General features: G+C 62.0%; 22 protein-coding genes and 6 pseudogenes. 15 read left to right on the forward strand and 13 right to left on the reverse strand.

The features are described from left to right. Window positions 1-46: 46 nt before the first annotated feature. The 4 genes and pseudogenes from ACWHMB_RS18045 to ACWHMB_RS18060 all read right to left on the reverse strand — a co-directional run. A pseudogene (locus ACWHMB_RS18045) lies at window positions 47-205 on the reverse strand (transposase); the annotation flags it as partial. Window positions 206-354: 149 nt separating this feature from the next. Beyond that, complete coding sequence (lpdA, locus tag ACWHMB_RS18050; RefSeq protein WP_447648662.1) at window positions 355-2,214, reverse strand: dihydrolipoyl dehydrogenase; 1,860 nt, start codon at window positions 2,212-2,214, stop codon at window positions 355-357. A 36-nt stretch (window positions 2,215-2,250) separates the two neighbouring features. After that, a pseudogene (locus ACWHMB_RS18055) lies at window positions 2,251-2,520 on the reverse strand (MFS transporter); the annotation flags it as partial. After that, window positions 2,520-3,071 (reverse strand): annotated as a pseudogene (locus ACWHMB_RS18060) (phospholipase D-like domain-containing protein); the annotation flags it as partial. The pseudogenes ACWHMB_RS18060 and ACWHMB_RS18055, both read right to left, overlap by 1 nt. 124 nt (window positions 3,072-3,195) lie before the next feature. Here ACWHMB_RS18060 and alkB point away from each other — a divergent pair. Continuing rightward, window positions 3,196-3,855, forward strand: coding sequence for a DNA oxidative demethylase AlkB (gene alkB, locus ACWHMB_RS18065; RefSeq protein ID WP_447648663.1), 660 nt, complete (start codon window positions 3,196-3,198; stop codon window positions 3,853-3,855). On the opposite strand, the gene ACWHMB_RS18070 is transcribed toward alkB, so the two are convergent. After that, window positions 3,852-4,562 (reverse strand): GntR family transcriptional regulator, encoded by a 711-nt coding sequence (locus ACWHMB_RS18070; RefSeq protein ID WP_447648664.1) that lies wholly within the window; start codon window positions 4,560-4,562, stop codon window positions 3,852-3,854. The genes alkB and ACWHMB_RS18070 overlap by 4 nt on opposite strands. A 299-nt stretch (window positions 4,563-4,861) precedes the next feature. Here ACWHMB_RS18070 and ACWHMB_RS18075 point away from each other — a divergent pair, with 299 nt between their 5' ends. From ACWHMB_RS18075 to ACWHMB_RS18110, 8 genes and pseudogenes are all read left to right on the forward strand, one after another. Beyond that, on the forward strand, window positions 4,862-6,313 hold the full coding sequence (locus ACWHMB_RS18075) for an aldehyde dehydrogenase (RefSeq protein ID WP_447648665.1): 1,452 nt from the start codon (window positions 4,862-4,864) through the stop codon (window positions 6,311-6,313). A 37-nt stretch (window positions 6,314-6,350) separates the two neighbouring features. Next, complete coding sequence (locus tag ACWHMB_RS18080; RefSeq protein ID WP_447648666.1) at window positions 6,351-6,665, forward strand: c-type cytochrome; 315 nt, start codon at window positions 6,351-6,353, stop codon at window positions 6,663-6,665. Between the two features lie 14 nt (window positions 6,666-6,679). Further along, window positions 6,680-7,216 carry a hypothetical protein gene (locus ACWHMB_RS18085; protein ID WP_447648667.1) on the forward strand — a complete coding sequence of 179 codons (537 nt, stop codon included), beginning with the start codon at window positions 6,680-6,682 and terminating at the stop codon, window positions 7,214-7,216. Window positions 7,217-7,229: 13 nt separating this feature from the next. Then, the gene (locus tag ACWHMB_RS18090; RefSeq protein WP_447648668.1) at window positions 7,230-8,783 is read left to right on the forward strand and encodes an FAD-binding oxidoreductase; all 1,554 of its coding nucleotides are present in this window, start codon (window positions 7,230-7,232) and stop codon (window positions 8,781-8,783) included. A gap of 37 nt (window positions 8,784-8,820) precedes the next feature. Further along, entirely contained in the window at window positions 8,821-8,946 is a 126-nt protein-coding gene (locus tag ACWHMB_RS18095) for a zinc ribbon domain-containing protein (protein WP_447648669.1), read from the forward strand. 134 nt (window positions 8,947-9,080) lie between these two features. Next, window positions 9,081-10,001, forward strand: a complete 921-nt coding sequence (locus tag ACWHMB_RS18100) for a SphA family protein (protein ID WP_447648670.1) — start codon at window positions 9,081-9,083, stop codon at window positions 9,999-10,001. 267 nt (window positions 10,002-10,268) lie between these two features. Beyond that, the gene (locus ACWHMB_RS18105; protein WP_447648671.1) at window positions 10,269-10,562 is read left to right on the forward strand and encodes a LysR family transcriptional regulator; all 294 of its coding nucleotides are present in this window, start codon (window positions 10,269-10,271) and stop codon (window positions 10,560-10,562) included. After that, window positions 10,523-11,047 (forward strand): annotated as a pseudogene (locus ACWHMB_RS18110) (ATP-binding protein); the annotation flags it as partial. The gene ACWHMB_RS18105 and the pseudogene ACWHMB_RS18110, both read left to right, overlap by 40 nt. Here the strand turns inward: ACWHMB_RS18110 and ACWHMB_RS18115 are convergent. Next, complete coding sequence (locus tag ACWHMB_RS18115; RefSeq protein WP_447648672.1) at window positions 11,042-11,341, reverse strand: hypothetical protein; 300 nt, start codon at window positions 11,339-11,341, stop codon at window positions 11,042-11,044. The pseudogene ACWHMB_RS18110 and the gene ACWHMB_RS18115 sit on opposite strands and share 6 nt — an antisense overlap. Here ACWHMB_RS18115 and ACWHMB_RS18120 point away from each other — a divergent pair. From ACWHMB_RS18120 to ACWHMB_RS18130, 3 genes and pseudogenes are all read left to right on the forward strand, one after another. Continuing rightward, a pseudogene (locus tag ACWHMB_RS18120) lies at window positions 11,340-12,041 on the forward strand (transposase); the annotation flags it as partial. The gene ACWHMB_RS18115 and the pseudogene ACWHMB_RS18120 sit on opposite strands and share 2 nt — an antisense overlap. A gap of 144 nt (window positions 12,042-12,185) precedes the next feature. Further along, window positions 12,186-15,101, forward strand: a complete 2,916-nt coding sequence (locus tag ACWHMB_RS18125; RefSeq protein WP_377553405.1) for a Tn3-like element IS1071 family transposase — start codon at window positions 12,186-12,188, stop codon at window positions 15,099-15,101. 214 nt (window positions 15,102-15,315) lie between these two features. After that, entirely contained in the window at window positions 15,316-16,182 is an 867-nt protein-coding gene (locus ACWHMB_RS18130) for an IS3 family transposase (RefSeq protein ID WP_377480961.1), read from the forward strand. Window positions 16,183-16,275: 93 nt separating this feature from the next. Here the strand turns inward: ACWHMB_RS18130 and ACWHMB_RS18135 are convergent, their stop codons facing one another. From ACWHMB_RS18135 to ACWHMB_RS18165, 7 genes are all read right to left on the reverse strand, one after another. After that, window positions 16,276-17,103 carry a CbtA family protein gene (locus tag ACWHMB_RS18135; RefSeq protein WP_012248396.1) on the reverse strand — a complete coding sequence of 276 codons (828 nt, stop codon included), beginning with the start codon at window positions 17,101-17,103 and terminating at the stop codon, window positions 16,276-16,278. Between the two features lie 179 nt (window positions 17,104-17,282). Further along, a complete protein-coding gene (locus ACWHMB_RS18140) occupies window positions 17,283-17,474 on the reverse strand; it encodes a CbtB domain-containing protein (protein WP_012248397.1) in 192 nt (63 codons plus the stop codon). 40 nt (window positions 17,475-17,514) lie between these two features. Beyond that, window positions 17,515-17,949 carry a nitrile hydratase accessory protein gene (locus ACWHMB_RS18145; protein ID WP_012248398.1) on the reverse strand — a complete coding sequence of 145 codons (435 nt, stop codon included), beginning with the start codon at window positions 17,947-17,949 and terminating at the stop codon, window positions 17,515-17,517. A 2-nt stretch (window positions 17,950-17,951) separates the two neighbouring features. Beyond that, complete coding sequence (gene nthB, locus ACWHMB_RS18150; protein ID WP_034398444.1) at window positions 17,952-18,611, reverse strand: nitrile hydratase subunit beta; 660 nt, start codon at window positions 18,609-18,611, stop codon at window positions 17,952-17,954. A 10-nt stretch (window positions 18,612-18,621) separates the two neighbouring features. Beyond that, window positions 18,622-19,257 carry a nitrile hydratase subunit alpha gene (gene nthA / locus ACWHMB_RS18155; protein WP_034398515.1) on the reverse strand — a complete coding sequence of 212 codons (636 nt, stop codon included), beginning with the start codon at window positions 19,255-19,257 and terminating at the stop codon, window positions 18,622-18,624. A gap of 260 nt (window positions 19,258-19,517) precedes the next feature. Next, window positions 19,518-20,924 (reverse strand): Asp-tRNA(Asn)/Glu-tRNA(Gln) amidotransferase GatCAB subunit A, encoded by a 1,407-nt coding sequence (locus ACWHMB_RS18160; protein WP_012248401.1) that lies wholly within the window; start codon window positions 20,922-20,924, stop codon window positions 19,518-19,520. Then, window positions 20,921-21,127, reverse strand: coding sequence for a hypothetical protein (locus ACWHMB_RS18165; protein ID WP_012248402.1), 207 nt, complete (start codon window positions 21,125-21,127; stop codon window positions 20,921-20,923). The genes ACWHMB_RS18160 and ACWHMB_RS18165 overlap by 4 nt, the downstream gene beginning before the upstream one ends. A 154-nt stretch (window positions 21,128-21,281) precedes the next feature. Here ACWHMB_RS18165 and ACWHMB_RS18170 point away from each other — a divergent pair. The 3 genes and pseudogenes from ACWHMB_RS18170 to ACWHMB_RS18180 form a co-directional block, all read left to right on the forward strand. After that, a protein-coding gene (locus ACWHMB_RS18170) for an IS5 family transposase (protein WP_150359743.1) occupies window positions 21,282-22,044 on the forward strand; the annotation gives its coding sequence in 2 pieces (ribosomal slippage) (window positions 21,282-21,607 and window positions 21,606-22,044; 765 coding nt in all). 551 nt (window positions 22,045-22,595) lie between these two features. Continuing rightward, entirely contained in the window at window positions 22,596-25,511 is a 2,916-nt protein-coding gene (locus ACWHMB_RS18175; protein WP_003049965.1) for a Tn3-like element IS1071 family transposase, read from the forward strand. 143 nt (window positions 25,512-25,654) lie between these two features. Then, window positions 25,655-26,035, forward strand: a pseudogene (locus tag ACWHMB_RS18180) (efflux RND transporter permease subunit); the annotation flags it as partial. Between the last annotated feature and the right edge of the window lie 105 nt (window positions 26,036-26,140).

Here is a 26,140-nt window from a genome sequence, read left to right on the forward strand (position 1 = left end):
AGCTTTTCGTACCGTCACTTATTGCACTGAAAACGAGGAGACCCCGCCCCACGCAGCCGCAGCGCGGACAGACAAACCCGTTGGGCCAACGCAGTCGCTCCAGGTACGCCAGACAGGCCTCTTCAGTGCCAAACCAGTCGAGAAACTCGTTCCAGGTCTGTGGGTAGTCTTTTCCGGGCGTTGGCGCTAAAGTCTGGATATTCATCCAGCTATTCTGCCTTCACTGGAGCTAAGTGGATACCCCATACATTTATACAGTTATTACCTCCACAACAAATATTGCCGAGCCGCCAGACAGCAAAAAGCCCGAACTGTTGCCAGTTCGGGCTTGAAGGTTTGACGCGTCAGGTCGGTTTACTTCCGCGCTGGCGGCACATCCGTGCAGCTGCCATGCGCCACTTCCGCCGCCATACCGATGCTTTCCCCCAACGTCGGATGCGGATGAATCGTCTTGCCGATGTCCACCGCGTCCGCACCCATCTCAATCGCCAGGGCAACTTCGCCAATCATGTCACCCGCGTGCGTGCCAACCATGCCGCCGCCCAGGATCTTGCCGTGGCCATGAGCTTCGGGTGAATCGTCAAACAAGAGCTTGGTGACGCCTTCGTCGCGGCCGTTGGCAATGGCGCGGCCCGAGGCGGTCCAGGGGAACATGCCCTTCTTGACCTTGATGCCTTGCGCCTTGGCCTGGTCTTCGGTCAGGCCCACCCAGGCGACTTCCGGGTCGGTGTAGGCCACGCTGGGGATCACGCGGGCGTTGAACGCTGCAGCCGCCAGTTCCTTGTTGCCCTGCAGTTCCCCGGCAATCACCTCGGCGGCCACATGTGCCTCGTGCACGGCCTTGTGCGCCAGCATGGGCTGGCCCACGATGTCGCCGATGGCAAAGATGTGCGGCACGTTGGTGCGCATCTGGATGTCGACGTTGATGAAGCCACGGTCGGTCACGGCCACGCCGGCCTTGTCGGCGGCGATCTTCTTGCCGTTGGGCGTGCGGCCCACGGCCTGCAGCACCAGGTCGTACACCTGAGGCGCAGGGGCGGTGCCGCCCTCCTCTGCCGGTGCAAACGTCACCTCGATGCCTTCGGGCAAGGCGCGGGCGCCCACCGTCTTGGTCTTGAGCATGATGTTGTCGAAGCGCTTGGCGTTCATCTTCTGCCAGATCTTGACCAGGTCGCGGTCGGCGCCCTGCATCAGGCCGTCCATCATTTCCACCACGTCCAGGCGCGCGCCCAGCGTGCTGTAGACCGTGCCCATTTCCAGGCCGATGATGCCGCCGCCCAGAATCAGCATGCGCTTGGGCACTTCTTTCAAGGCCAGCGCGCCCGTGCTGTCCACCACGCGCGGGTCTTCGGGCATGAAGGGCAGGCGCACGGCCTGGCTGCCGGCAGCAATGATGGCGCGCTTGAAGGCCACCACCTTCTTGGTGCCGGTTTTCTCCTGCCCGGTGCCGGTGGTTTCTTCCACCTCGACGTGGTTGGCGCCAACGAAAGCGCCGTAACCGCGCACGGTGGTCACCTTGCGCATCTTGGCCATGGCGGCCAGCCCACCCGTGAGCTTGCTGATGACCTTTTCCTTGTGGCCGCGCAGCTTGTCGATGTTGACCACGGGTACGCCGAAGTCCACGCCAAGGTCGCCCAGGTGGCTGACCTCGTCCATCACGGCGGCCACGTGCAGCAGCGCCTTGGACGGGATGCAGCCCACGTTCAGGCAGACGCCGCCCAGCGTGGCGTAGCGTTCGACGATCACGACTTTCAGGCCCAGGTCCGCCGCGCGGAACGCCGCCGAGTAGCCGCCAGGGCCGCCGCCGAGCACCAACACGTCGCACTCCAGGTCCGCTGCGCCACCGAAGCTGGCTGCAGCCGGCGCTGGAGACGCTGCAACATTGATAGCGCCTGATGACCAAGGGACGCCGGGGTTTGGCTGTTTTTGTTCCGAAACAGGTGCTGCGGGGGCTGCCGGGGCCGCCGATGCGGCGCCCGAGGCCTCCAGCAGCAGGACGACCGAGCCTTCGGCCACCTTGTCGCCGAGCTTGACCTTCAGCTCCTTGACCACGCCGGCATGGCTGGACGGAATCTCCATCGACGCCTTGTCGCTCTCCACCGTGATCAGGCTCTGCTCGGCCTTGATGGTGTCGCCGGGTTTGACCAGCAGCTCGATGACCGCCACCTCGGAAAAATCGCCGATGTCCGGCACTTTGATTTCAATCAGGCTCATGGTGTGTCTCCAGATGACGCGCAGGACCGTCCCGGGTCATGCTTTCAGTTTGATCGTGTACAGGTCCACCGGTCCGGCGGAGTTTCGGTCGAATTCGCAGCCGGCATGCACACCAGCCAGCGCCACTTCACGGGCCGAGCGGGCCTTGTCCCAGACCGCGTGCATGGCCCCGAGTGCAAAGCCGCGCCCGGAGCCGATGCCCCAGAACTCCTTGAACTCGAACACCTCGCGGTAGCTGTACAGGCCGAAGATGCCGCTCGCGTTGGCAATCACCACGCTGAACTGGCTCGACTCGTAGGGGTCGTTACGCCTCCGGTGAAACCGGTGCGCCCGTCCACCACCAGCAGCTTGCGGTGGGTGCGGTTGTTCATGCGCGCCAGGTTGTACCACTCGGGTTTGTGAAACTTTTTCACCTGCACGCCCGCTGATGTCATCTGCTCGAGCAGGGCGTCGTCTATCTTGCCGCTGCCTACCCAGTCGAGCAGCACATGCACCTTGACGCCCGCGCGCGCCCGGCTGGAGAGCGCATCGGCAAACTGTCTGCCAATGTCGCCCGCCCAATAGATGTAGGTCTCAAAGGTGATGGTCTGCTTCGCGCTGTGGATGGCCTCCAGCATGGCCGGGAAGATCTGATCGCCGTTGAGCAGTTCGGTCACCTTGTTGCCGCCCACGATGCCCGGCCCGAGCAGGCTGCCCATGGCACGCATGAACTGCGGATCGGCCGTGTTGTAGAGCCGGGGCAGTTGCTGCGAGACATGTTTTTCACCAGCCGTGAAGTTCAGTATCAGCAGCACCGCTGCACACGCGGTGATAAAAGAGGCGAGGGCGACAAGAAGGGTGCGGCTGCTTTTTTGCATGAGGCATTGTGGGCTGGCCGCAGTGCTGTGAAGGTAGGCCGGGGCCGCATCTTGCGGCGGTTATGCCCTGCGTGAGGAACTCTGTGCGCGGACCCGGAATCAAGCCTGCAATGAGAAGAAACCCATGACCGCCGATCTGTTTGAAGACACCCCGCCAGAGCGAATGGCCCAGCCCATGGTACCGGGGGCTGTGCTGCTGCAAGGCTTTGCACGCGACCTGCAGGCGGCGCTGCTCACATCGTTTGAAGAGGTGATTGCACAGGCCCCGCTGCGCCATCTGGTCACACCGGGTGGCTACACCATGTCGGTGGCCATGACCAACTGCGGCCCGCTGGGCTGGGTGTCTGACAGGCGCGGCTACCGTTACCAGGCGACGGATCCCCTGTCAAACCAGCCCTGGCCGAAAATGCCTGGCGCGTGGCGTGAGCTGGCGGCGCGTGCTGCCGCTGCCGCCGGGTACGCAGGTTTCAAACCTGACGCCTGCCTGGTCAACAGCTATCAGCCCGGTGCCAAGCTCTCGTTGCATCAGGACCGCGACGAGATAGACATGAGCGCACCCATCGTGTCGGTATCGCTTGGTTTGCCGGCGACGTTTCTCTTCGGTACAGAACGCCGTGCAGACAAGCCGCAGCGTTTTCGTCTGCTCAGTGGTGATGTCGTGGTGTGGGGCGGTGCATCGCGGCTGGCCTATCACGGCATTGCGCAATTGCCTGCAGGCGACCATGCGCTGACGGGCGCACGGCGCATCAACCTGACCTTTCGCAAGGCCGGCGACGCTGCCTAGGGCGCGGCGTGGCTGGCGGGCTGCGCCAGGTGCGGTGAGTCCAGCAACTGGCTGGCGGTGGCCCGGAGGTGGGCCGTCATCAGGTTTTGCGTCTCGAGAATGTCGTGGTTCAGCGCTGCCTCCAGCAGGGCCTTGTGCTCTGCATCGACATCGCGTTTGCCTTCGCTGAGCGGGGCCGTGAGCTGGCGGTAACGCTCGCTTTGCTGGTACAGCATTTCATGGGTGCGCAGCAACCAGCGGTTGGGGCAGCCGCTGACCACGGCGCGGTGGAACTCGGCGTGGGCTACAGCCCATTCGGGATTCAGAAGGCCGGGTTCATTGGGTGGGCGCTGTGCCGTGCGCGACAGGCGGTGATAGGCCGCAACAATGCCACCTTCCCATTCAAGCCCGCCATTGCGAATGGCTTCGGCGATGCAGAGCTTTTCAATTTCAATACGCGCCTGCACCAGCTCCTGCAGTTCGGCCAGCGACACCGGGCTGACGCGATAACCGCGGGCTGGCTCTGACACGACCAGCGCCTCGGCCTCCAGCATGGCCAGGCCTTCGCGCACAGCACCGGCGCTGACCTGTATGTCCTCCGCCAGTGCAGCGATGTTGAGCTTGGCACCGGGCGGCAGCTTGCCACCGAGGATGTCGGCGCGCAGGCGCTCGAAAACCTGACGGGTCTGGCCTTTGTTTTTTGACGGGGCGCTTAGGTAATCACCCATAGATAGAAACCCTTAGAAGCTTTAATTTGTCTGCTTATATAATAGGCGTGCGTGCGCTCGGCGCTGGCAAGGTCATCGGTGCTGAGTATCTGGTTATCGGGCATGGGGGTAATTATCGGCCGCCCACTCCATTTTGGTCATTCCGGTAATACCCGGTAACACCTACCCCCGCAAAGGGTAAACCCTAGGTGGTCTGCGCTATTAGTCATTGAAGATTTGCTCTACGGGAAAAGGCGGACGGACAGGCCATTCCTAGAATCAATCCATCACGACCTACTTCTTTTTTCGAGGATGACCCTATGAGCGATATCCAGATGCTGATTGGCGGCGAACACCGCGCCGCCTCCAACGGCGCCACGTTTGAGCGCCGCAACCCGCTGGACCAGACCGTGGCCACGCGCGCGCCGGCCGCCACACCGGCCGATGCGGTGGCGGCGGTGGAAGCGGCGGCCAAGGCCTTTCCGGCCTGGGCGGCCATGGGTCCGGGCGAACGTCGCGTGCTGCTGATGAAAGCCTCGCAGGCGCTCGAAGCCAAGGGCGAGGCGTTTGCCGCCGCGATGGCGGCCGAGACCGGCGCGTCGGGCATCTGGGCCGGTTTCAATGTGCATCTGGCCGCTGGCATGCTGCTCGAAGCGGCATCGCTGACCACGCACATCAACGGCGAAGTGATTCCGTCCGACGTGCCGGGCAGCCTGGCAATGGCGGTGCGCCAGCCCGCCGGCGTGGTGCTGGGCATTGCGCCCTGGAATGCGCCGGTGATTCTGGCGGCGCGCGCCATTGCCACGCCGCTGGCCTGCGGCAACACCGTCGTGCTCAAGGGCTCGGAGCTGTGCCCTGCCACCCACGGCCTGATCATTGAAGCGCTGCAGGAAGCGGGCCTGCCGCCCGGCGTGGTCAACTTCATCACCAACGCCCCGGCCGATGCCGGCGCCGTGGTCGAAGCCATGGTGGCGCACCCCGCCGTGCGCCGCGTGAACTTCACCGGCTCGACCAAGGTCGGCAAGATCATTGCGCAGACCTGCGCCAGATACCTCAAGCCGGTGATCCTGGAACTGGGCGGCAAGGCGCCCTTCGTGGTGCTGGACGACGCCGACATCGACGCCGCCGTGGCGGCAGCGGCCTTTGGCGCTTTTGCCAACTCGGGCCAGATCTGCATGTCCACCGAACGCATCGTGGTCGATGAATCGGTGGCCGACGAATTCGTCGCCAAGTTCGTGGCCAAGGCGCAAAGCCTGCCGCTGGGCGATCCGCGCCAGGGTCCGGTCGTGCTGGGCTCGGTGGTCGACATGGCCACGGTCGAGCGCGGCAACGCGCTGATCGAGGACGCTCTGGCCAAGGGCGCCAAGCTGGTGTGCGGCGGCAAGGCTGAAAACACCATGATGCCGGCCACGCTGCTGGACCACGTCACGCCCGACATGCGCATCTTCCGCGAAGAATCTTTTGCGCCGGTCAAGGCCATCGTGCGCGTCAAGGGTGTCGAGCAAGCCATTGCCACGGCCAACGACAACGAGTTCGGCCTGGCCTCGGCCGTCTTTGGCCGCGACATCGCGCGCGCCTGGCAGGTCGCTTCGCGCATCGAGGCGGGCATTTGCCACATCAACGGCCCCACCGTGCACGACGAGGCGCAGATGCCCTTTGGCGGCGTGAAGAATTCCGGCTACGGCCACTTTGGCGGCAAGGCCGGCATCGACGCCTTCACCGAACTGCGCTGGATCACGGTGCAGACCGCGCCGCGCCACTATCCGTTCTGAACGGGCGAAAACCCGATAACCACAAGGAGACAGAGCTTTGAAAACCAACCTCAAAAAATCGGCCGGTCTGGCCGCGCTGCTGGTCATGCTGGCGGGCCACTCGTCCGGCGTGCTGGCGCAGTCCGCCCCGCAAATCGGCAAAGGCCAGCAGTTCTACCAGCAGGTCTGCGCCAAATGCCATGAAGCGGGCATCGGCCCGGTCATCACCGGCCGGGGCCTGCCCGAGCCGACCTATGTGTACATGGTGCGCAACGGCTTCAACGCCATGCCGGCCTTTCGCGTGACCGACATCGACGACGCCACGCTGCAGGACCTGGCCAAATACCTCGCGGCCACCAAGCCCAAGCAATAACAAAGGAGACAGCCATGAGTACCGATAGACGCTCGATTTTGAAAGGCCTGGCAGCGGCCGGCCTGGTGATGGTGGGCATGCCCTGGGCACAAGCCACTTCCGCCCAAGGCGCGCAAGCCGCAGGTCTGGCTGGCGGCGCCCTGCCCGGCGTGACCTCGCTGGTCAGCGGCTCGGCGCTGGACGCGGCCTTCCTGGCCGGCGTGCAGCAAGGCGTGAACGCGCCGGCCGGCCAGACCCTCGCGGCCCAGCCGCTGCAGGGCCTGGACGCAGCGACCTTCGGGCAGCTGAACAAGCTGCTGAACGACGGCAGCGCCACCCTGCTGGTCGGCCTGATCGATGACGCCTCGGCGGCCATCGTGATCGACCTGGTGCGCTCGGCCGGCGGGCGCGTGCTCTCGATGCAGCACCACCGCGTGGCCGATGGCAGCACTGGCGCGCAATGGGCCCAGGCCCTGGGCCAGTCGCTGGTGGCCACCAGCAGCCCCGCCACGCCCAATGCCCCCCGCAGCGCTCAAGGCATCGCCTGCGTCTCCCTGTCCTGCGTGATCTGAACCGGAACAAACCATGAACACAAGCAAATACCTGGCCCTACCCAAGGGCGTGAGCGAAAACCGCTTTGACGCGGCCATCAAGAAATTCACCGCTGCCCTGGGCGCCGACCAGGTGCTCACCTCGGCCGAGCACCTGACGCCCTACACCAAGGTCATGATGGCCGTGGAGACGGCCCAGCACGTCCCCTCGGCCGTGGTCATGGCCACCAGCGTCGAGCAGGTGCAGGCAGTCGTCAAGGTCTGCAACGAGTACCGCATTCCGGTCTGGACGATCTCCACCGGACGCAACTTCGGCTACGGCTCGGCCGCGCCGGTCGAGCGCGGTCAGATCATTCTCGATCTGAAGAAGATGAACAAGATCATCCACATCGATCCCGAGCTGTGCACCGCACTGGTCGAGCCCGGCGTGACTTACCAGATGCTCTACGACTACATCGAAGAGAAAAAGCTGCCGCTGATGCTGTCGTTCTCGGCGCCCTCGGCCATTGCCGGCCCGCTGGGCAACACCATGGACCGCGGCGTGGGCTACACGCCTTACGGCGAGCACTTCATGATGCAGTGCGGCATGGAAGTCGTGATGGCCAACGGCGACGTGCTGCGCACCGGCATGGGCGGCGTCAAGGGCGACAATGCCTGGCAGGTCTTCAAGTGGGGTTACGGCCCGACGCTCGACGGCATGTTCACCCAGTCCAACTACGGCATCTGCACCAAGATGGGTTTCTGGTTGATGCCCAAGCCGCCGGTGTTCAAACCGTTTGAAATCCAGTTCGACGAGGACAGCGACATCGCCGAGATCGTCGAATTCATCCGTCCGCTGCGCATCGCCCAGGTCATCCCGAACTCCGTGGTGATCGCCGGCGTGCTGTGGGAAGCCTCCACCTGCAACACCCGTCGCTCCGACTACCTGAAAGAGCCCGGCCACACGCCCGACGCGGTGCTCAAGCAGATCCAGAAGGACAAGCACCTGGGCGCCTGGAACGTGTACGCCGCACTCTACGGCACGCCGGAACAGGTCGAGGTGAACTGGCAGATCGTGCAGGGCGCGCTCAAAAAGCTGGGCAAGGGCCGCCTGATCACCCAGGAGCAGGCCGGCAACACCCAGCCGTTCAAGTACCGCTCCGAACTGATGTCGGGCGTGCCCAACCTGCAGGAATTTGGCCTGTACAACTGGCGCGGCGGCGGCGGCTCGATGTGGTTCGCCCCGGTCAGCCAGGCGCGCGGCAGCGAGTGCGACAAGCAGTACGCACTGGCCAAGCAGATCCTGAACAAACACGGTCTGGATTACGTCGGCGAGTTCATCGTCGGCTGGCGCGAGATGCACCACGTCATCGACGTGCTGTATGACCGCTCCAACCCCGAGGAAACCAAGCGCGCCAACGCCTGCTTCAGCGAACTGCTCGACGAGTTCGAGAAGAAAGGCTATGCCGTGTACCGCGTCAACACCGCTTTCCAGGAACGCGTGGCCAAGAGCTACGGCCCGGTCAAGCGCAGCATCGAGCAAAAAATCAAGCGCGCGCTGGACCCGAACGGCATCCTGGCGCCGGGCAAGTCCGGCATCCGGATTTAACAGGATTGAGCGGAAATCCTCCCCGTTTAGGGGGAGGATGAAATACAAAGCGGCAAGAGTTGGAAAAGGCTACATCGAAGTCAATCGATTTTTCCCTTCCAGCAAAACTTGCTCATCTCGAGCGAACCATCAAGACATTCGCACACCACCAGAGGCACAGTGATTACAGTCAGTGACCACCTGGGACGAATCACACCTGGGCAGCGGCATTTTTTACCACACGGGTGAGATGGTGCCGTCCTTCACCGAGGTGTACACCTGATTGCCTGAGCGGTGTCTCCCCGCCGCGCCCCCTGCATGGCGTGGCGGCCCATGTTTTTTGTCCTCCATTTTTTGAACCACACAACCATGAAAAAAATCGTTTTAGCCGCCCTGGCCACCGTGGCCAGCGTGTGCGCCACCGCAGGCGGGCATTACTTGCCCGGCGTTGAAGGCATTCAGGCCGCCAGCGTGCCGCCACCCGGCATGTATTACCTGGGTTACCTGGTGAACTACAGCATTGACGAGCTGCGCGCGCCCGGCAGCGAAACCAGCATTCCAGGCAACAACACCGGCACCGTCAGCGCGCTGGCCAACCGCTTTGTCTACATCACCAACACCAAGGTCTTGGGTGCCGACTACGGCGTGGAAGCCATCGTGCCGGTGATCCGCAAGTCGATGGCCTTCGCTGGCGAGTCCAGTTCCGGCGTCGGTGATATCTACCTGGCCCCCCTGGTGCTGGGCTGGCATGGTGGCAACTGGGATGCGGTTGCGGCAGCGGGCCTGTGGTTTGACAACGCCAACAGTGATTCGATCTCCAAGCCCGGCAATGGCTACAAGTCCACCATGTTGACCGGCGGCGGCACTTACTACTTTGACGCTGCCAAAAGCTGGAGTGGTTCGGCCCTGCTGCGCTACGAGATGAATTCCAAAGACGACCGTGGGTTTGAGCCCGGCGACCAGGTCACCATGGAGTGGGGTTTTGGCAAGTCAATCGGTCCGGTGCAAGTGGGCGTGGTGGGCTACGACCAATGGCAGACCAGCGACGACACGGGCACCGGCGCCAGCAACGACCGCGCCGAGCGCCATGCCATCGGCGTGGAGGTGGTTTACCCGCTGATGAAAGAGGCCGGTGTGATGCTCAAGGCCGCTTATTACGACGAGTATTCCGCCAAGGGCGGCAGCAACCCCCAGGCCAAGGGCTCGACCCTGCGCTTCACGTTTGTCAAGGCCTTCTGAGTCATGCCACGCCCCCTGATGCGAGACGGTGCCAGGGGGCGCAGCACGGCTTGCGCTATGCAAAAGGGGTATAGCTTGGTTTCGAAAATGGTATTGGACGGTATCGCAATGCGTTTCTACGATAGCGGCAACCCAACGCTGGACACGGGTCAGCGGCTGGGGATCGCCCCACAACCAAGAGACACCATGCGCCGCCAATCGATCAGCCACCTAGACCACCGGACCGCCATCCAGGCCCTGGGCGTCACCGCGTCCGGTGTTTGAGCCATGGACCTGCGACAACTGAAAAATTTTGTGGTGTTGGCTGAAGAGTTGAACTTCAGCCGCGCGGCCGTACGCTTGCATATTTCGCAGCCACCCTTGAGCCGCCAGGTGCAAGCCATAGAAAGCGAGATCGGCGCGCCGCTGTTCGAGCGTCTGCCCAAAGGCTTGGCGCTGACCGCCGCCGGGTGCACCCTGCTCGACGATGCCCGGCGCATTCTGGGCATGGTGGACGCTGCCAAAGACCGCGCGGGCCAGGCCGGTTGCCGCGCAGCGCCTGCTTCGAGTTGCACACCCTGAAGTTCATCGGCGAGGGGGCCAACGCGCTGATCATCGGCAAGCCGGGCACCGGCAAGAGCCATGTGGCCAAGGCCGTGGCCTACCAGGCCACGCTGCAGGGCTATGACGTGCGTTACCTGGAAGCCGACACCGAGTTCGCCCGTTACGCGCTGGCCACTACGGCAGAGCGCACCGAGCTGCTCAAGGACTGGGTCGCGCCGGACCTGCTCGTCCTCGATGACCTGTTCCTGGCCAGACGCATCAGCGAGCATGCCGCTGAAGTCCTACAGGCCATCGTGCACCAGCGCTACAAGCTGCGCCGCGCTGTTCTCATCACGTCCAACCGCGTGGTGCAGGACTGGGGCAAATACCTCGGCGACGCCACCATGGCCAGCACCATCCTGGATCGCCTCATGCACCGCTGCGCGATGCTGGAGTTCGAGGGCAAGAGCTACCGCCTCAAGGAGGCCGCTGCACGCATCGCCATCACACCCGAGTCGTCATAATCCGACCGTCCTGCCTGGGGGAATTTGGGGTGGCCAAGGGTGGGGGAATTTGACCTGGCCATCGGGGGTGTGCGATGGGTTCACCATGGATGCGCGGTCGGCGTGCGATGGGTTCACCATGGATGCGCGGTCGGCGTGCGATGGGTTCACGGTGGTTGCGCGGTCGGTGTGCGTTGACAGGTCGAAGATGTAGTGCAGGTAAGCGCTGTGCATCGCCTTGTCTTGTTGGCGCCGACTCAAAATTGAGCCACCGGGGGTGCGGCGGAAAACTTGGACTACCAGGAGGTAGTTCATGTATTCATACGAAGACCGCATCCGAGCGGTCACGCTCTACATCAAGCTGGGCAAGCGCACCGGGGCGACTATCCGCCAGTTGGGCTACCCGACGAAGAACTCTTTGAAGAGCTGGCATGAGGAGTACGAGCGGCGCCTGGACCTGTCGTCCGGCTACGTGCGCTCTAAGCCGAAGTATTCTCAAATTCACAAGCAGCAGGCTGTCAAACACTACGCCGAGCACGGGCGCTGCATCGCCTCCACGGTCAAGGCGTTGGGCTATCCGTGCCGCGATTTGCTGCGTGCCTGGATTGATGAACTGGACCCCAACTCCCGGCAGCGCATTGTCGGCAGGGCCGTCAGTGCACCTCGGCCGCCGCAACTGAAGAAGCTGGCGGTCCTCGAACTGTGCACTCGTGAGGGAAGTGCGCAGGTGGTTGCTCAGAAGCTTGGTGTGAGCAGGCCGACGTTGTACAACTGGAAGAACCAGCTTCTGGGACGTGAGGCACCCGCATCCATGAAACACACCAATCAGTCCCCACGGGCTCAAGAGCGCGACGAGCTCGAGCGCGAGGTTGAGGCGTTGCGCCGCGAAGTCAGGCAACTGCGCCTTGAGCAGGACCTCTTGAACAAGGCCAATGAACTGTTAAAAAAAGGCCTGGGCGTCGATCTGCAGCTCCTGTCCAACCGGGAGAAGACACTGCTGATTGACGCCCTCAAGGGGTCTCCTCGTTTTCAGTGCAATAAGTGACGGTACGCAAAGCTAGCACTGGCGCGGGGGTGGTCTGGGTAGACCGTTGATTTCATTGACTTTCCTGTTCGCTTTGTAAACGGGTATGGTGGCCTCCCACTTTTGAGGTTCACGATGCAGGGTTGGCACACAACGTTTTTGGGGATGCGTGGGCTCCCCCGCGATATCAGCGACTTCGAGATGAAGGCATTTTTCACCTTCGATGGTGCCGAGCGCGACGCAATCAATGCACGCCGAGGTGATTCCCACAAGCTTGGTCTGGCGCTCCATATTGGTTTCCTGCGCATGAGTGGGCGTTTGCTCGGTGCCTTTCGGGTAATTCCAGTAGCCTTGTGGCGCCACCTTGGCAACGAGCTTGGCATTGCAGCACCAGAAGTCGCCTCGCTGAGAGCCATGTATGAACGCGGGCGCACGCTATTCGATCACCAACAAGTAGCCTGCACGGTCCTTGGATTCCAGTGGATGAGCGAGCACCAGCGCCGCTCACTGGTACGTGAACTGCGCGACGAAGTGGCGCGCTGCGCCGACCGCGATCAGCTACTCGTGCGGGCGCGTCAATGGCTGTACAAGAACAAGCTGGTGATCGTGCACGAGCGGGCAATTCGGACACTGATTGCGGCGGCACTTGCCCAGCTTGAAGTTGAAACAGGCACCGCCATCGCCGCCAGCGTTGATCCAGCAACACTTGATCGCTGGCGAGCCTCAGTTTCAGAGCTGCGCCCAGATGGACAAACCCAGCAGAGTTGGCTATGGGCTGCACCGGCGAAACACTCAACCCGCCAAATCAGCGAGGTACTGGAGCGCATCGACCTGCTTTACACGCTGGACGTTCATAAGCACCTGGCAGACATCCCCGATCTCATCTTGCGCCGCTACGCGCGCCGACTTGTCTCCAGGCCGCCCTCAGCCGGAGCCAAGATCAAAGAGCCAGCGCGCACCGTGGAGGTCGCATGCTTTCTTCGGTATTGCCTGTTCACCACCACAGACCAGTTGATCCTTATGGTGCAGCGCCGGATCGCCGATCTGTGGCGTCAGGCTGCCGCCGATGTCCCCGCTACCGTCAATTGGGCCGCAATGTACAAAACGCTGCTCGGCGAACTTGTTGCCTTGAGCGCGCAAGGTGCGGTGCCAGATGCTGAGTTGCGTGCCCGTCTTGAAGCCTTGATCACCGAAACCCAGAAACGCAAACCACCGAGCAGGGCCTCCCTGGTCCGCGAGGGATTGATTGATGGAATTCGCCCCGTGCGGTCGTTGCTCGTCGCCATTGCAAAGCTGCCCTGGCAGGCCACCGGCGAGCATCCTGCCATCGAGTACCTTGCCAAGCTGCAAGCTTTATATCTCAAAGGATCCAGAAAGCTGCCAGTTGAAGTGGTGGCACCAAGTCTGGGAATGATCTGGCAGGTTTCGATCTCCAGCCCAGACCGGGAACGGGCGTTTCAGGCGTTGGAGGTGGCCACCCTGTTTGCCCTGCGCCGCGCGGTGCGCAATGGCTCGGTCTGGATTGAGCACAGCCTGAGCTTTCGGGGTCGTGCGCGCTTGTTCTTCACGGACGAGCGTTGGCAGGCAGAGTCCAAGAAACACTATGCCCGTCTATCGTTACCCAGCAAGGCTGCCACTTTCTTGAAGCCTTTGCTGGCCAGAGTAACTGCCGGTGTCGATGCGGTGGCCGCTGCAGCCCGCAGTGGCGTACTGCGCGTGGATGATGAACTCCATTTGTCGCCATTGCCCGCAGAGGACGAAGACCCAGAAGTGACCAAGCTGCGCGCGGCTTTGGATCACCGCATCGGTGAGGTTCAATTGCCGGAAGTGATTCTGGCCGTTGACGCCCAGGTGCGCTTTAGCTGGATCATGCTCGGACGTGAGCCGCGCTCTACCGACGAGCTGCTGATGGTCTATGCCGGCATCATGGCCCACGGCACCAGTCTGACTGCGGTCGAATGCGCGCGCATGATTCCGCAATTGTCTGCCACCAGCATTCGCCAGGCCATGCGCTGGGCGCGGGACGAACGGCGTCTGAGCCAGGCCTGCCAGGCTGTGCTGGAATTCATGCAGCGACACCCGATTGCCGCCACCTGGGGGCGGTCCGATTTGGCATCTTCTGACATGATGAGCATGGAGACCACCAAACGGGTGTGGCAAGCCCGGCTTGATCCTCGGCGCAACACACCTTCCATTGGAATCTACTCCCATGTAAAAGACCGGTGGGGCATCTTCCATGCGCAGCCCTTTGTGCTCAATGAGCGCCAGGCGGGCGTGGCCATTGAAGGTGTCATCCGCCAAGAAAAGCTGGAGACCAGCCAGCTTGCTGTGGATACCCATGGCTACACCGACTTTGCCATGTCACATGCCCGTTTGCTTGGTTTTGATCTTTGCCCGCGGTTGAAGGAACTCAAACAGCGCCACCTCTTTGTGCCACGCGGCACCAAAGTGCCCGCAGAAATCGCTGCGGTGTGCGAAGCCAATGTCGACGTCGCTTTGATCGAAAAGCATTGGGATAGTCTGGTGCACCTGGCAGCCTCGGTCATGAGCGGACATGCCAGTGCGGTGGCAGCTCTTGCGCGGTTCGGTTCTGCCGCCCAGGGCGATCCAATCTATGAGGCTGGCGTGCAATTGGGGCGGTTGCTGCGTACGGCGTTTTTGGCTGACTACTTTGTCAAGGACGCTTTCAGGAACGAGTTGCGCCGGGTGCTCAATCGGGGCGAGGCTGTTAACGCCCTCAAGCGCGCCATTTATACCGGCCGGATCAGCCCGGCGCAGGCCAAACGTGTCGATGAAATGCAGGCTGTGGCCGATGCGTTGAGCCTGATGGCCAACATCGTGATGGCGTGGAATACCTCACAGATGCAGGCGGTCCTGGATCGCTGGTCGAACCGCCGCCAGGTCATTCCACCGGAACTGATCGGGAAGATTGCGCCCACCAGGCTGGAGAGCATCAACTTGCGGGGTGTGTTTCGCCTCCCGGTTGACCGCTATGCTGACCAAATCCTGCCTTCGCGGCCAAATGCATCGATAACTGGCACCAATGGATGAAACCGACCACGGTTTGACGCCACGAATCGCAGATTTGAAAGTGAACAGGAAAGTCAATGAAATCAACGATCTACCAACACCACCTCCGCGCCAGTGCTAGTTTTTCGTACCGTCACTTATTGCACTGAAAACGAGGAGACCCCGAAGAGAATGAGCGACTTCGCGCGGAGGTCGCGTACCTAAAAAAATTGCATGCCTTGATCCGGTCGAAGAGATCAGCTGCGCCGACAAAGCGCGTCTGATTGCCGGGTTGAGGCATCACCATAAATTGACGGACCTGCTCCGGATAGCAGGTCTGGCTCGCAGCACGTTCTACTACCACTGCCAGGCGACCCAGCGGGCTGATCGGCAGAGCGCCATGGAGGTCAGGATCCGCGTCATCTATGACGAGCACAAGGGCCGCTACGGATACCGACGTATCACGGCAGCTCTGTGCAGTTCAACGGCGGAAACCGTCAACCACAAATGCGTGCAGCGGCTGATGCAAAAGATGGGGCTGCGCGCGTTGATCCGGGCGAAGAAGCGCTCCCGACGCGTCCAGGGCATGAGCGACGCGCACGTGCCCAATGTTCTGCAGCGCAATTTCTGCGCGACCGCGCCAGACCAGAAGTGGGTGACAGATGTCACCGAGTTCAATGTGAACGGCCAAAAGCTCTATCTGTCGGTCTGCATGGACCTCTACAACGGCGAGATCATCGCGCACCGCATGGCAAAGCGCCCCGTCTTCGAACTGGTCTCGGGTACGCTCCGGACAGCGCTTTCGTGCGCCAGGAGAGCCAGCGAACTGATCATTCATTCGGATCAAGGCTGGCACTACAAGATGCAGCCGTACCGAGCGATGCTCGCGTCTTGCGGAGTCACGCAAAGCATGAGCCGCAAAGGCAATTGCTTTGACAACGCTGCGATTGAAAGCTTCTTCGGCACCCTGAAGGCCGAGTACTTCCATCTTGCAGCGCCCCGCAGCCTTGATGCGCTCGAAGCAGGCGTGCATGATTACATTCGCTACTACAACAACGAGCGCATCAAGCTCGGATTGCAAGGGCTCAGCCCGGTGGGATACCGGCTGAGAAACACCGCCTGATTGGCGGGATCGCGACCGTCCAACTTCTGGGGGTCAGTTCAAACCCGGGGCGGTTCAGATCAGCACCCCGCACGACCCTTGCGTTGACGTCGCTTATCGCGGCGTCTCCATGGCTGGGGCCCGGGCGGTGTCCGTGCGCTGCAGCAGCGCCGCCACGGCGGGGCTCAGCCAGCGCTGGAAGGCCAGACCGGCCACCACGCCCATACTCACCCAGAACGACAGCGACAACCAGGTGGTGGCCCAGATGAACTGGCTGCCCAGCTCGCGCAGCGCCGCCAGGGCCTCACCCGTGAAACCGGCCAGCGGGTCGGCCACGATGTGCGGCGCGCCCACCACGAAGGGCAGCGCCAGACAAGCCATTGCAGCGGCCCAGCGCAGGGGGCTGCGCATCAGCGCAACCGACGCACAGGCCAGCGCCGCACCGCCCGCCGCGAGCACCCACCAGCCCTGGCGCGAACCCAGCCGGCCGGCGTCCATGCCGGGGATCTCGGCGTGCAGGCCCAGCGAAGGCCAGAAGTGAAACGTAAGCCAACCGGCGGCGGCCACCCAGGCGGCCAAGGGCACAGCGCGCAAGGCGCTACCGCGCCACTGACACACCGCCATCACGGCCAGCACTAGCAGCGCCATGCTGAACGCGTGCAGCACATTGGCCACCCAGGTCCAGGAGTAGCGCTCCACCCCGTCGGCGGGCGCCCATGCTTCGGCGGCGTCGCCATGGTCGTGCGCCGCACCGTCCGCATGGACGCGCGCAGCAGCAGCGGTCGGCGTTGACACCGGCTCGGGCGCGGCCACCTTCTGGCTTTCAAACCTCTCGGCCGCCAGGATGATGGGAGCGGTCTGCAACTGCTGCAGGCCCGACTGCACACTGCCGACCAGCAGGGCCACAGCCAGCGCCGCCCAGATCAATCGTCGAAAAATCATGACTCTCTCCATACAAAGATGAGCGACGGTGTGGCCCCGTCAATAAGCGGACCCGGGGAAGCAAGACCTGCAACGCCAGCAGCGCCCAAAATCAGGAACAAGGTGAAACCCGCTCCGTCGGGCTACGCGCTTCGCCCCTTGGAGGGGGGCGCGCGCAGCGCGGTGGGTTATTCATTCCCTCAATGACAGGGCTTGACAGTCACGTGGCGCACATCGTGTGCAGCGTTGTGCGCCAGCGGGCTTTCGGCAAAAGCCACGCCGTACAGGACGACCAGGCCCAGCGCGGCGCCAGCGGACAGTTGCAACAGTAAGCTGCGCGTGGCGCTCAGGCGCTGGGCGGCGGGGACAGCAGTGGTAGAAAATGAACTCATGGTTTACTCCATTCAAGGTAGGGAAACAGGACAGTGGATCTCAAGCCATTGCGGCAACGACCTTGATCGGTGAGCGTTGTGGCTCGTGCTTGTGCTTGGGGTCGATCGCTGGCGGGCAAAGCGCATGGGCCAGCAGGATCGGGTGCCCATGTGGGGTGTTGAGGTGGGCCTGTTTCCACTCCTGTGCGCGCGAGTTGACGTCTCCACCCGTCACAAGCCCCAGCGACGCCACCAACTTTTCCAGCGCCGACACCCATTGCCGGTAGTAGGTGTCGTTGACGCTTTCGCCGGGCAGAGCCGGGGAAGCGTCGATTTCGGCGGTGAAGGTCTCGGCCCAGTCTTTCCACTGAAAGAGACCGGCCTTGTGCATGCTGACCACCAAGGCAAACGCCTGGGACTGCCAAGGCTCGTCAAACACAGGGCCATCGAGGTCCTTCAGCGAACCCTCTGGCAATGGAAACCGTTCGTCTTTCATGATCACGCTGGCTCCAGGTAGTCATCCCACAAGTCGACGCGAATCGTGTCCTTCGGCGAGGAAGCGTCTTGCCCCCACAGTTCGACCGACGTGAAACTCACGGTGTAAACGTGCTGGGGGTGCTCGCCCTTTCCGTGTGCCGCGGTGTCCGGCGTCACGAACACACCATGGTCGATGACCACTGTCCCCACTTTGCCCCGCGTGTAGCGCGGCATGCGGGTATGGCCCACCGGGTTCTTGTTGAGGACGCGAACCTTGTCCCCCACAGCGAACCGCGCCCGCGCACCCTCCTCCCGGGCGGCAGAAGCCCCGGTGCTGAGCAGTCCGTCCACGATGGCCGGCGTCAGCACCGGCGTCGCCGTCTTGCCAGACGCAGCCTTGCCGGTCGCGACTTCCGTGGCCGTGAGCACACCCTTCTCGACCAGCAGGTTCTCAAAGACATGAAGCCAGTGTTCGTAGTAGGTTCCCTCCAGATAGTGGGCCGGGCCCATTCGCTCGATCGAATGCCGAAATTCATCGACGTTGAAGTTGCCGTTGGCGAACAGCGCCGGGAACAGGGACATGACCGTTTTTTCCCAGTCGTAGCGAAAGACGGGTTCGTTCGGTTCTCTGTAAACCGGCCCATAACCATGTGCTCCGCCAGTATCGTGAATGCCATTCATGACGAACTCCTTAATGAGATGGAGTGGGTTGGGTGGGCAGGCCGGTGCCGATCATCGAATCGCGGGTAACGAGTTCGGCCAGTTGTTCTTCGCTGTAGGCTTCAGTTCCCGCGGGCCGTTCCGGCAGCACCATGTAGCGCAATTCGGCCGTGGTGTCCCAGACGCGGATTTCCTTGTTGGCGGGGATCACCAGGCCGAACTCCGCGAGAACCCCACGCGGGTCGCTCACCATGCGGGACCGGTAGGGCGCGGCCTTGTACCAGGCAGGGGGCAAGCCCAGCGTCGGCCATGGGTAGCAAGAGCACAAGGTGCAAACGAAGACGTTGTGGACGGCGGGGGTGTTTTCCAGAATGACCGTGTCCTCGCCCTGTACCCCGGAGAAGCCCAGCTCGGCAATGCCGGCAGTGCCGTCTGCCAGCAGACGGGCCTTGTAGGCAGGGTCCACCCAGGCCTTGGCCACGACTTTGGCGCCGTTTCGGGGGCCTACCTTGTGTTCATACGTTTGGACGACCAAGTCCATGGCCGCTGGGTCGACAAGACCTTTCTCGATCAGCAGAGACTCCAAGGCCTTGACCCGCAGCGCGATGTCTTCGGGCGGTGCCTGGTACCCGTCGTGATGGTGGTCATGCGTGTGTGATTGCCCCATGGTGCGGTTCTCCTGGTGTGGTTGAAAAAAGGGGTACAGCGACTTCAACTCGGCATCGACACTGAAGGCCAATGCCACCTTGCAGATTGCGCTCCCGGCGCAACCCCATGCAAAGAACTTCGAGCATCCAGAGGGCTCCGAGAAGACGGCAGATTGTAGGAGGCTATGTCACCTCCTTCTTCTGCTTGGTCTCGGCCACTTCAGGCAGACGCAGCGGTAGCACAATGGGTCGTGCGCCGCCGCGCCTGCTTTCTTGCAGCTCAGCCCGCTCCGATCAGTTCCGGATGACGCTGGTGCCAGGTCGTGGCTTTCTCGTAGGCCAGCCCAGCACGCAGCAGGGTCTTCTCGTCCAGCGGCCGGCCGCTGATCTGCATGCCGATCGGCAACCCATCCTTGGAGAAACCACAGGGCAGGTTCAGCGTGGGTAATCCTGTCACGTTGCCGAACGAGGTGAAGCGCGTATAGGCCATGACCAACGCCTCTACCGTGCCGTCCGGCCATGTGTGGACCTCCTCCCCGCTGCGAGCAGCCGGGATGGGCAGTGTGGGTGCGATCAGCACATCGATGCGCTGGTACATCTCGGCCACCGCGCGCTGCATCAGCGTACGGACGCGCTGCGCCTGCAGGTAGTCGGTGGCGGTGACTAGATCTCCGAGTTCCAGCAGTATGCGGACATCGGCGGTGTAGAGCTCGGGTGACTCGCGCAGCATCGTGCGGTGGTAGGCGCTGGCTTCGGGTAGCATGATCCCGAACTCCACCGGGATGATCTGCTCGGCCATGGGCACTTCGACTTCCACCAGTTCGGCGCCCAGCTCTTTCAGTTGATCGATGGCGGCACGAACCGCACTTTCAACTTCCGGGTCCACGCGGTCGAAGAAGTAGTTCTTCGGCACGCCCACGCGCAGGCCTTTCACGCCTTGGCCGAGCCCTTCGGCATAGCTGGGCACCGGCTCATCCAACGAGCCGCGGTCGGCTGGATCGAAGCCAGCCATCACCTGAAGGCTGAGCGCCGTGTCTTCCACGGTGCGCGTGATCGGGCCTGGATGGTCCAGGCTCCAGGAAAGTGAACTCACACCGGCACGGCTCACGCGCCCGTAGGTTGGCTTCAGGCCTACGGTGTTGCACATCGACGAAGGGATGCGAACGGATCCAGCGGTGTCGGTGCCGGTCGCCAAGTAGACGCCGCAGGCTGCGACCGTGGCCGCCGAGCCGCCGCTGGAGCCACCCGGTGTTCTTCCCGGGTCCCAGGGGTTGCGCGACTTCGGAGTGATGGCGCCATAGGCGAATTCGTGCGTATGGGTCTTGCCAAGGATAACGGCACCTGCGTCTTGTAAGCGCCGGACTACGGCGCAGTCTTGCTGCGGCGTCCAATTCGTGCGCTGGCGCGACGATGCCGTGGTGGGTACGCCAGCGATGTCGTATAAGTCCTTGACCGCTACAGGCACGCCATGCAGCGGGCCTTTCCAGCGCCCGGCGCTGATGTCGGCGTCAGCTTGCTGGGCTGCTGCACGGGCCTGATCCTCCAGCACGCACACGTACGCACTGATCTGTTTTTCGGTGGAGCGCACCTGCGTCAGACAGGCGTCCAGAACTTCAACGGCGGAGACTTCCCGTGCCTTAAGTTTCTGCGCAACTTGCGCGAGGGTGAGGCGGGTTAGCGAACTCATGACTGCACCTCCTTCCAGCGCGGGTCGAAGGCAGGTGCCGGCTGGATTTCACCGGTATTGACCGCATCGAGTTGCTGGAGGGTCGGCAGCACCATCAGGTTGAACGCCTCGGCAAGGGACGCCATGCGTTCGGACGGCAGGCCGAGGGCGACGGAATCGCTGACCGAACGCACGCCAGCGTCGGTGAGTAGGGATCGTGGCATGGCTGGCTCCGGGGTAGTTGGTTTGAATGGGCCTTGTAGCATGTTGGTCAAAGCCTTGCCATCGTGTCGGGTTCTCACCGGTACGATAACCCCGCACACTAGGGCGTGTTAACACTAATGGCGACGGCGACGATTGCGCCAGAAAATCTCCGACATGGAGATCACGCCCGAACAATTCGCTACCATTGAACACTGCCTGCCCAGGCAGCGTGGCAACGTCAGCCTGAGCAATCTGCAGGTGGTCAATGCGATCCTCTATGTGGCCGAACATGGTTGCAAGTGGCGCGGACTGCCCAAACGCTTCGGCAACTGGCACACGATTTACACGCGCATGAATCGCTGGACCAAAGCTGGCGTCCTGGATCGCATGTTCGAGGAGTTGCAGCGTGCGCAAGTCGTGCGTATCAGGATCGAAGCCGTCTCGCTGGACTCCACAAGCATCAAGGTCCATCCCGACGGCACAGGGGCACTAAAAAAAAGGTCCGCAGTCCATCGGAAAGTCCCGAGGCGGATGGAACACCAAGATTCATATGGTTGCCGCGGATGCTCGAACGGCCGTGACGTTTTGCCTCTCGCCTGGGCAGGCGCACGACGCACCCGAAGGCCGGCGCCTGCTCAGCAGTCTTGGGCCGACCAGCAGACCGGTGCATTTGTTGATGGACCGTGCCTACGAAGGCAACGAGACACGGCAGCTGGCACTGGATCTGGGTTTCATTCCGGTGGTGCCACCAATGAAGACGCGGATCGAACCGTGGGACTACGACCGCGAGATGTACAAGCGCCGCAATGAGGTGGAGCGGTTGTTCCGTCGACTCAAAGGCTATCGCCGTATCTTCTCGCGGTTCGAGAAACTCGACCTCATGTTCCTGGGCTTCATCAGCTTCGTGCTCGTCGCTGATGGACTGAGGATGTGTTAACAGGCCCTAGTTCCCTTAAAGGCCAGCCTGAAAGACCGCTTTGCAGGCTATGCATGAATGTCTGTTCAGGGGCGAGAGCGTGAGGTCGACCCTTCGTGCAGCGGACATTCGGTCGGGAGTTGGCTGAGCAACCGGTGGCCTGCCACGCTGTATGACTGCAGCCCTTTCGATACCTGTCATTGATATCACCGTGCTGCTGGGTGAGCTGATGGCGGCTTCGTGCCAGGCACCGTGAAACCAGCCCCCTGCCGCGACCGACGGCAGTCGCTGCAGAACGGCCCTTCAGCAAAACGATTAGAAAGGCTTCGGCGGGTCGCACGCAGCCTTGTGGCCCATCAGAAACCGGCCACTCAGATAGTCCGCACTGTCAGTCATTGTTCTTTTCAGATTTCAAGGTTGCCAACAGGGGGTCTCCTCGTTTTCAGTGCAATAAGTGACGGTACGCAAAGCTAGCACTGGCGCGGGGGTGGTCTGGGTAGACCGTTGATTTCATTGACTTTCCTGTTCGCTTTGTAAACGGGTATGGTGGCCTCCCACTTTTGAGGTTCACGATGCAGGGTTGGCACACAACGTTTTTGGGGATGCGTGGGCTCCCCCGCGATATCAGCGACTTCGAGATGAAGGCATTTTTCACCTTCGATGGTGCCGAGCGCGACGCAATCAATGCACGCCGAGGTGATTCCCACAAGCTTGGTCTGGCGCTCCATATTGGTTTCCTGCGCATGAGTGGGCGTTTGCTCGGTGCCTTTCGGGTAATTCCAGTAGCCTTGTGGCGCCACCTTGGCAACGAGCTTGGCATTGCAGCACCAGAAGTCGCCTCGCTGAGAGCCATGTATGAACGCGGGCGCACGCTATTCGATCACCAACAAGTAGCCTGCACGGTCCTTGGATTCCAGTGGATGAGCGAGCACCAGCGCCGCTCACTGGTACGTGAACTGCGCGACGAAGTGGCGCGCTGCGCCGACCGCGATCAGCTACTCGTGCGGGCGCGTCAATGGCTGTACAAGAACAAGCTGGTGATCGTGCACGAGCGGGCAATTCGGACACTGATTGCGGCGGCACTTGCCCAGCTTGAAGTTGAAACAGGCACCGCCATCGCCGCCAGCGTTGATCCAGCAACACTTGATCGCTGGCGAGCCTCAGTTTCAGAGCTGCGCCCAGATGGACAAACCCAGCAGAGTTGGCTATGGGCTGCACCGGCGAAACACTCAACCCGCCAAATCAGCGAGGTACTGGAGCGCATCGACCTGCTTTACACGCTGGACGTTCATAAGCACCTGGCAGACATCCCCGATCTCATCTTGCGCCGCTACGCGCGCCGACTTGTCTCCAGGCCGCCCTCAGCCGGAGCCAAGATCAAAGAGCCAGCGCGCACCGTGGAGGTCGCATGCTTTCTTCGGTATTGCCTGTTCACCACCACAGACCAGTTGATCCTTATGGTGCAGCGCCGGATCGCCGATCTGTGGCGTCAGGCTGCCGCCGATGTCCCCGCTACCGTCAATTGGGCCGCAATGTACAAAACGCTGCTCGGCGAACTTGTTGCCTTGAGCGCGCAAGGTGCGGTGCCAGATGCTGAGTTGCGTGCCCGTCTTGAAGCCTTGATCACCGAAACCCAGAAACGCAAACCACCGAGCAGGGCCTCCCTGGTCCGCGAGGGATTGATTGATGGAATTCGCCCCGTGCGGTCGTTGCTCGTCGCCATTGCAAAGCTGCCCTGGCAGGCCACCGGCGAGCATCCTGCCATCGAGTACCTTGCCAAGCTGCAAGCTTTATATCTCAAAGGATCCAGAAAGCTGCCAGTTGAAGTGGTGGCACCAAGTCTGGGAATGATCTGGCAGGTTTCGATCTCCAGCCCAGACCGGGAACGGGCGTTTCAGGCGTTGGAGGTGGCCACCCTGTTTGCCCTGCGCCGCGCGGTGCGCAATGGCTCGGTCTGGATTGAGCACAGCCTGAGCTTTCGGGGTCGTGCGCGCTTGTTCTTCACGGACGAGCGTTGGCAGGCAGAGTCCAAGAAACACTATGCCCGTCTATCGTTACCCAGCAAGGCTGCCACTTTCTTGAAGCCTTTGCTGGCCAGAGTAACTGCCGGTGTCGATGCGGTGGCCGCTGCAGCCCGCAGTGGCGTACTGCGCGTGGATGATGAACTCCATTTGTCGCCATTGCCCGCAGAGGACGAAGACCCAGAAGTGACCAAGCTGCGCGCGGCTTTGGATCACCGCATCGGTGAGGTTCAATTGCCGGAAGTGATTCTGGCCGTTGACGCCCAGGTGCGCTTTAGCTGGATCATGCTCGGACGTGAGCCGCGCTCTACCGACGAGCTGCTGATGGTCTATGCCGGCATCATGGCCCACGGCACCAGTCTGACTGCGGTCGAATGCGCGCGCATGATTCCGCAATTGTCTGCCACCAGCATTCGCCAGGCCATGCGCTGGGCGCGGGACGAACGGCGTCTGAGCCAGGCCTGCCAGGCTGTGCTGGAATTCATGCAGCGACACCCGATTGCCGCCACCTGGGGGCGGTCCGATTTGGCATCTTCTGACATGATGAGCATGGAGACCACCAAACGGGTGTGGCAAGCCCGGCTTGATCCTCGGCGCAACACACCTTCCATTGGAATCTACTCCCATGTAAAAGACCGGTGGGGCATCTTCCATGCGCAGCCCTTTGTGCTCAATGAGCGCCAGGCGGGCGTGGCCATTGAAGGTGTCATCCGCCAAGAAAAGCTGGAGACCAGCCAGCTTGCTGTGGATACCCATGGCTACACCGACTTTGCCATGTCACATGCCCGTTTGCTTGGTTTTGATCTTTGCCCGCGGTTGAAGGAACTCAAACAGCGCCACCTCTTTGTGCCACGCGGCACCAAAGTGCCCGCAGAAATCGCTGCGGTGTGCGAAGCCAATGTCGACGTCGCTTTGATCGAAAAGCATTGGGATAGTCTGGTGCACCTGGCAGCCTCGGTCATGAGCGGACATGCCAGTGCGGTGGCAGCTCTTGCGCGGTTCGGTTCTGCCGCCCAGGGCGATCCAATCTATGAGGCTGGCGTGCAATTGGGGCGGTTGCTGCGTACGGCGTTTTTGGCTGACTACTTTGTCAAGGACGCTTTCAGGAACGAGTTGCGCCGGGTGCTCAATCGGGGCGAGGCTGTTAACGCCCTCAAGCGCGCCATTTATACCGGCCGGATCAGCCCGGCGCAGGCCAAACGTGTCGATGAAATGCAGGCTGTGGCCGATGCGTTGAGCCTGATGGCCAACATCGTGATGGCGTGGAATACCTCACAGATGCAGGCGGTCCTGGATCGCTGGTCGAACCGCCGCCAGGTCATTCCACCGGAACTGATCGGGAAGATTGCGCCCACCAGGCTGGAGAGCATCAACTTGCGGGGTGTGTTTCGCTTCCCGGTTGACCGCTATGCTGACCAAATCCTGCCTTCGCGGCCAAATGCATCGATAACTGGCACCAATGGATGAAACCGACCACGGTTTGACGCCACGAATCGCAGATTTGAAAGTGAACAGGAAAGTCAATGAAATCAACGATCTACCAACACCACCTCCGCGCCAGTGCTAGTTTTTCGTACCGTCACTTATTGCACTGAAAACGAGGAGACCCCCTGTACCTGCTGAATTACAACCTGTCCATCGCCACCGGCGTGGGATTCATTGCGCTGGCAGGTGTGGCGGCGGAGTTCGGCGTGGTGATGCTCATCTATTTGAAGCAGGCCTTGGCGGAACGTTGCCCCGATGGGCGCAACCCAACGCGAGAAGAACTGCTCGATGCGATCCGGGAAGGGGCGGTGCTGCGCGTGCGCCCAAAAGCGATGACCGTTGCGGTCATCCTGGCGGGCCTGGTACCCATTGTTTGGAGCAGCGGCACGGGCTCTGAAGTCATGAGCCGCATAGCAGCTCCGATGCTCGGCGGGATGGTGACCGCACCGTTGCTGTCGCTGTTCGTGATTCCGGCTGCCTACCTGCTGATGCGTAAGCCGCGCTAACTTGGCCGTCCAGCAGGGCCTCACGACGAGGCCCTGCTGGACGCGAGGGATCAAGCCGCCCACGCAGAAGCTGGGAGCATTTCTCTCTGGCAAGGACTTCCTATT

This window comes from Ottowia pentelensis (genome assembly GCF_964341695.1).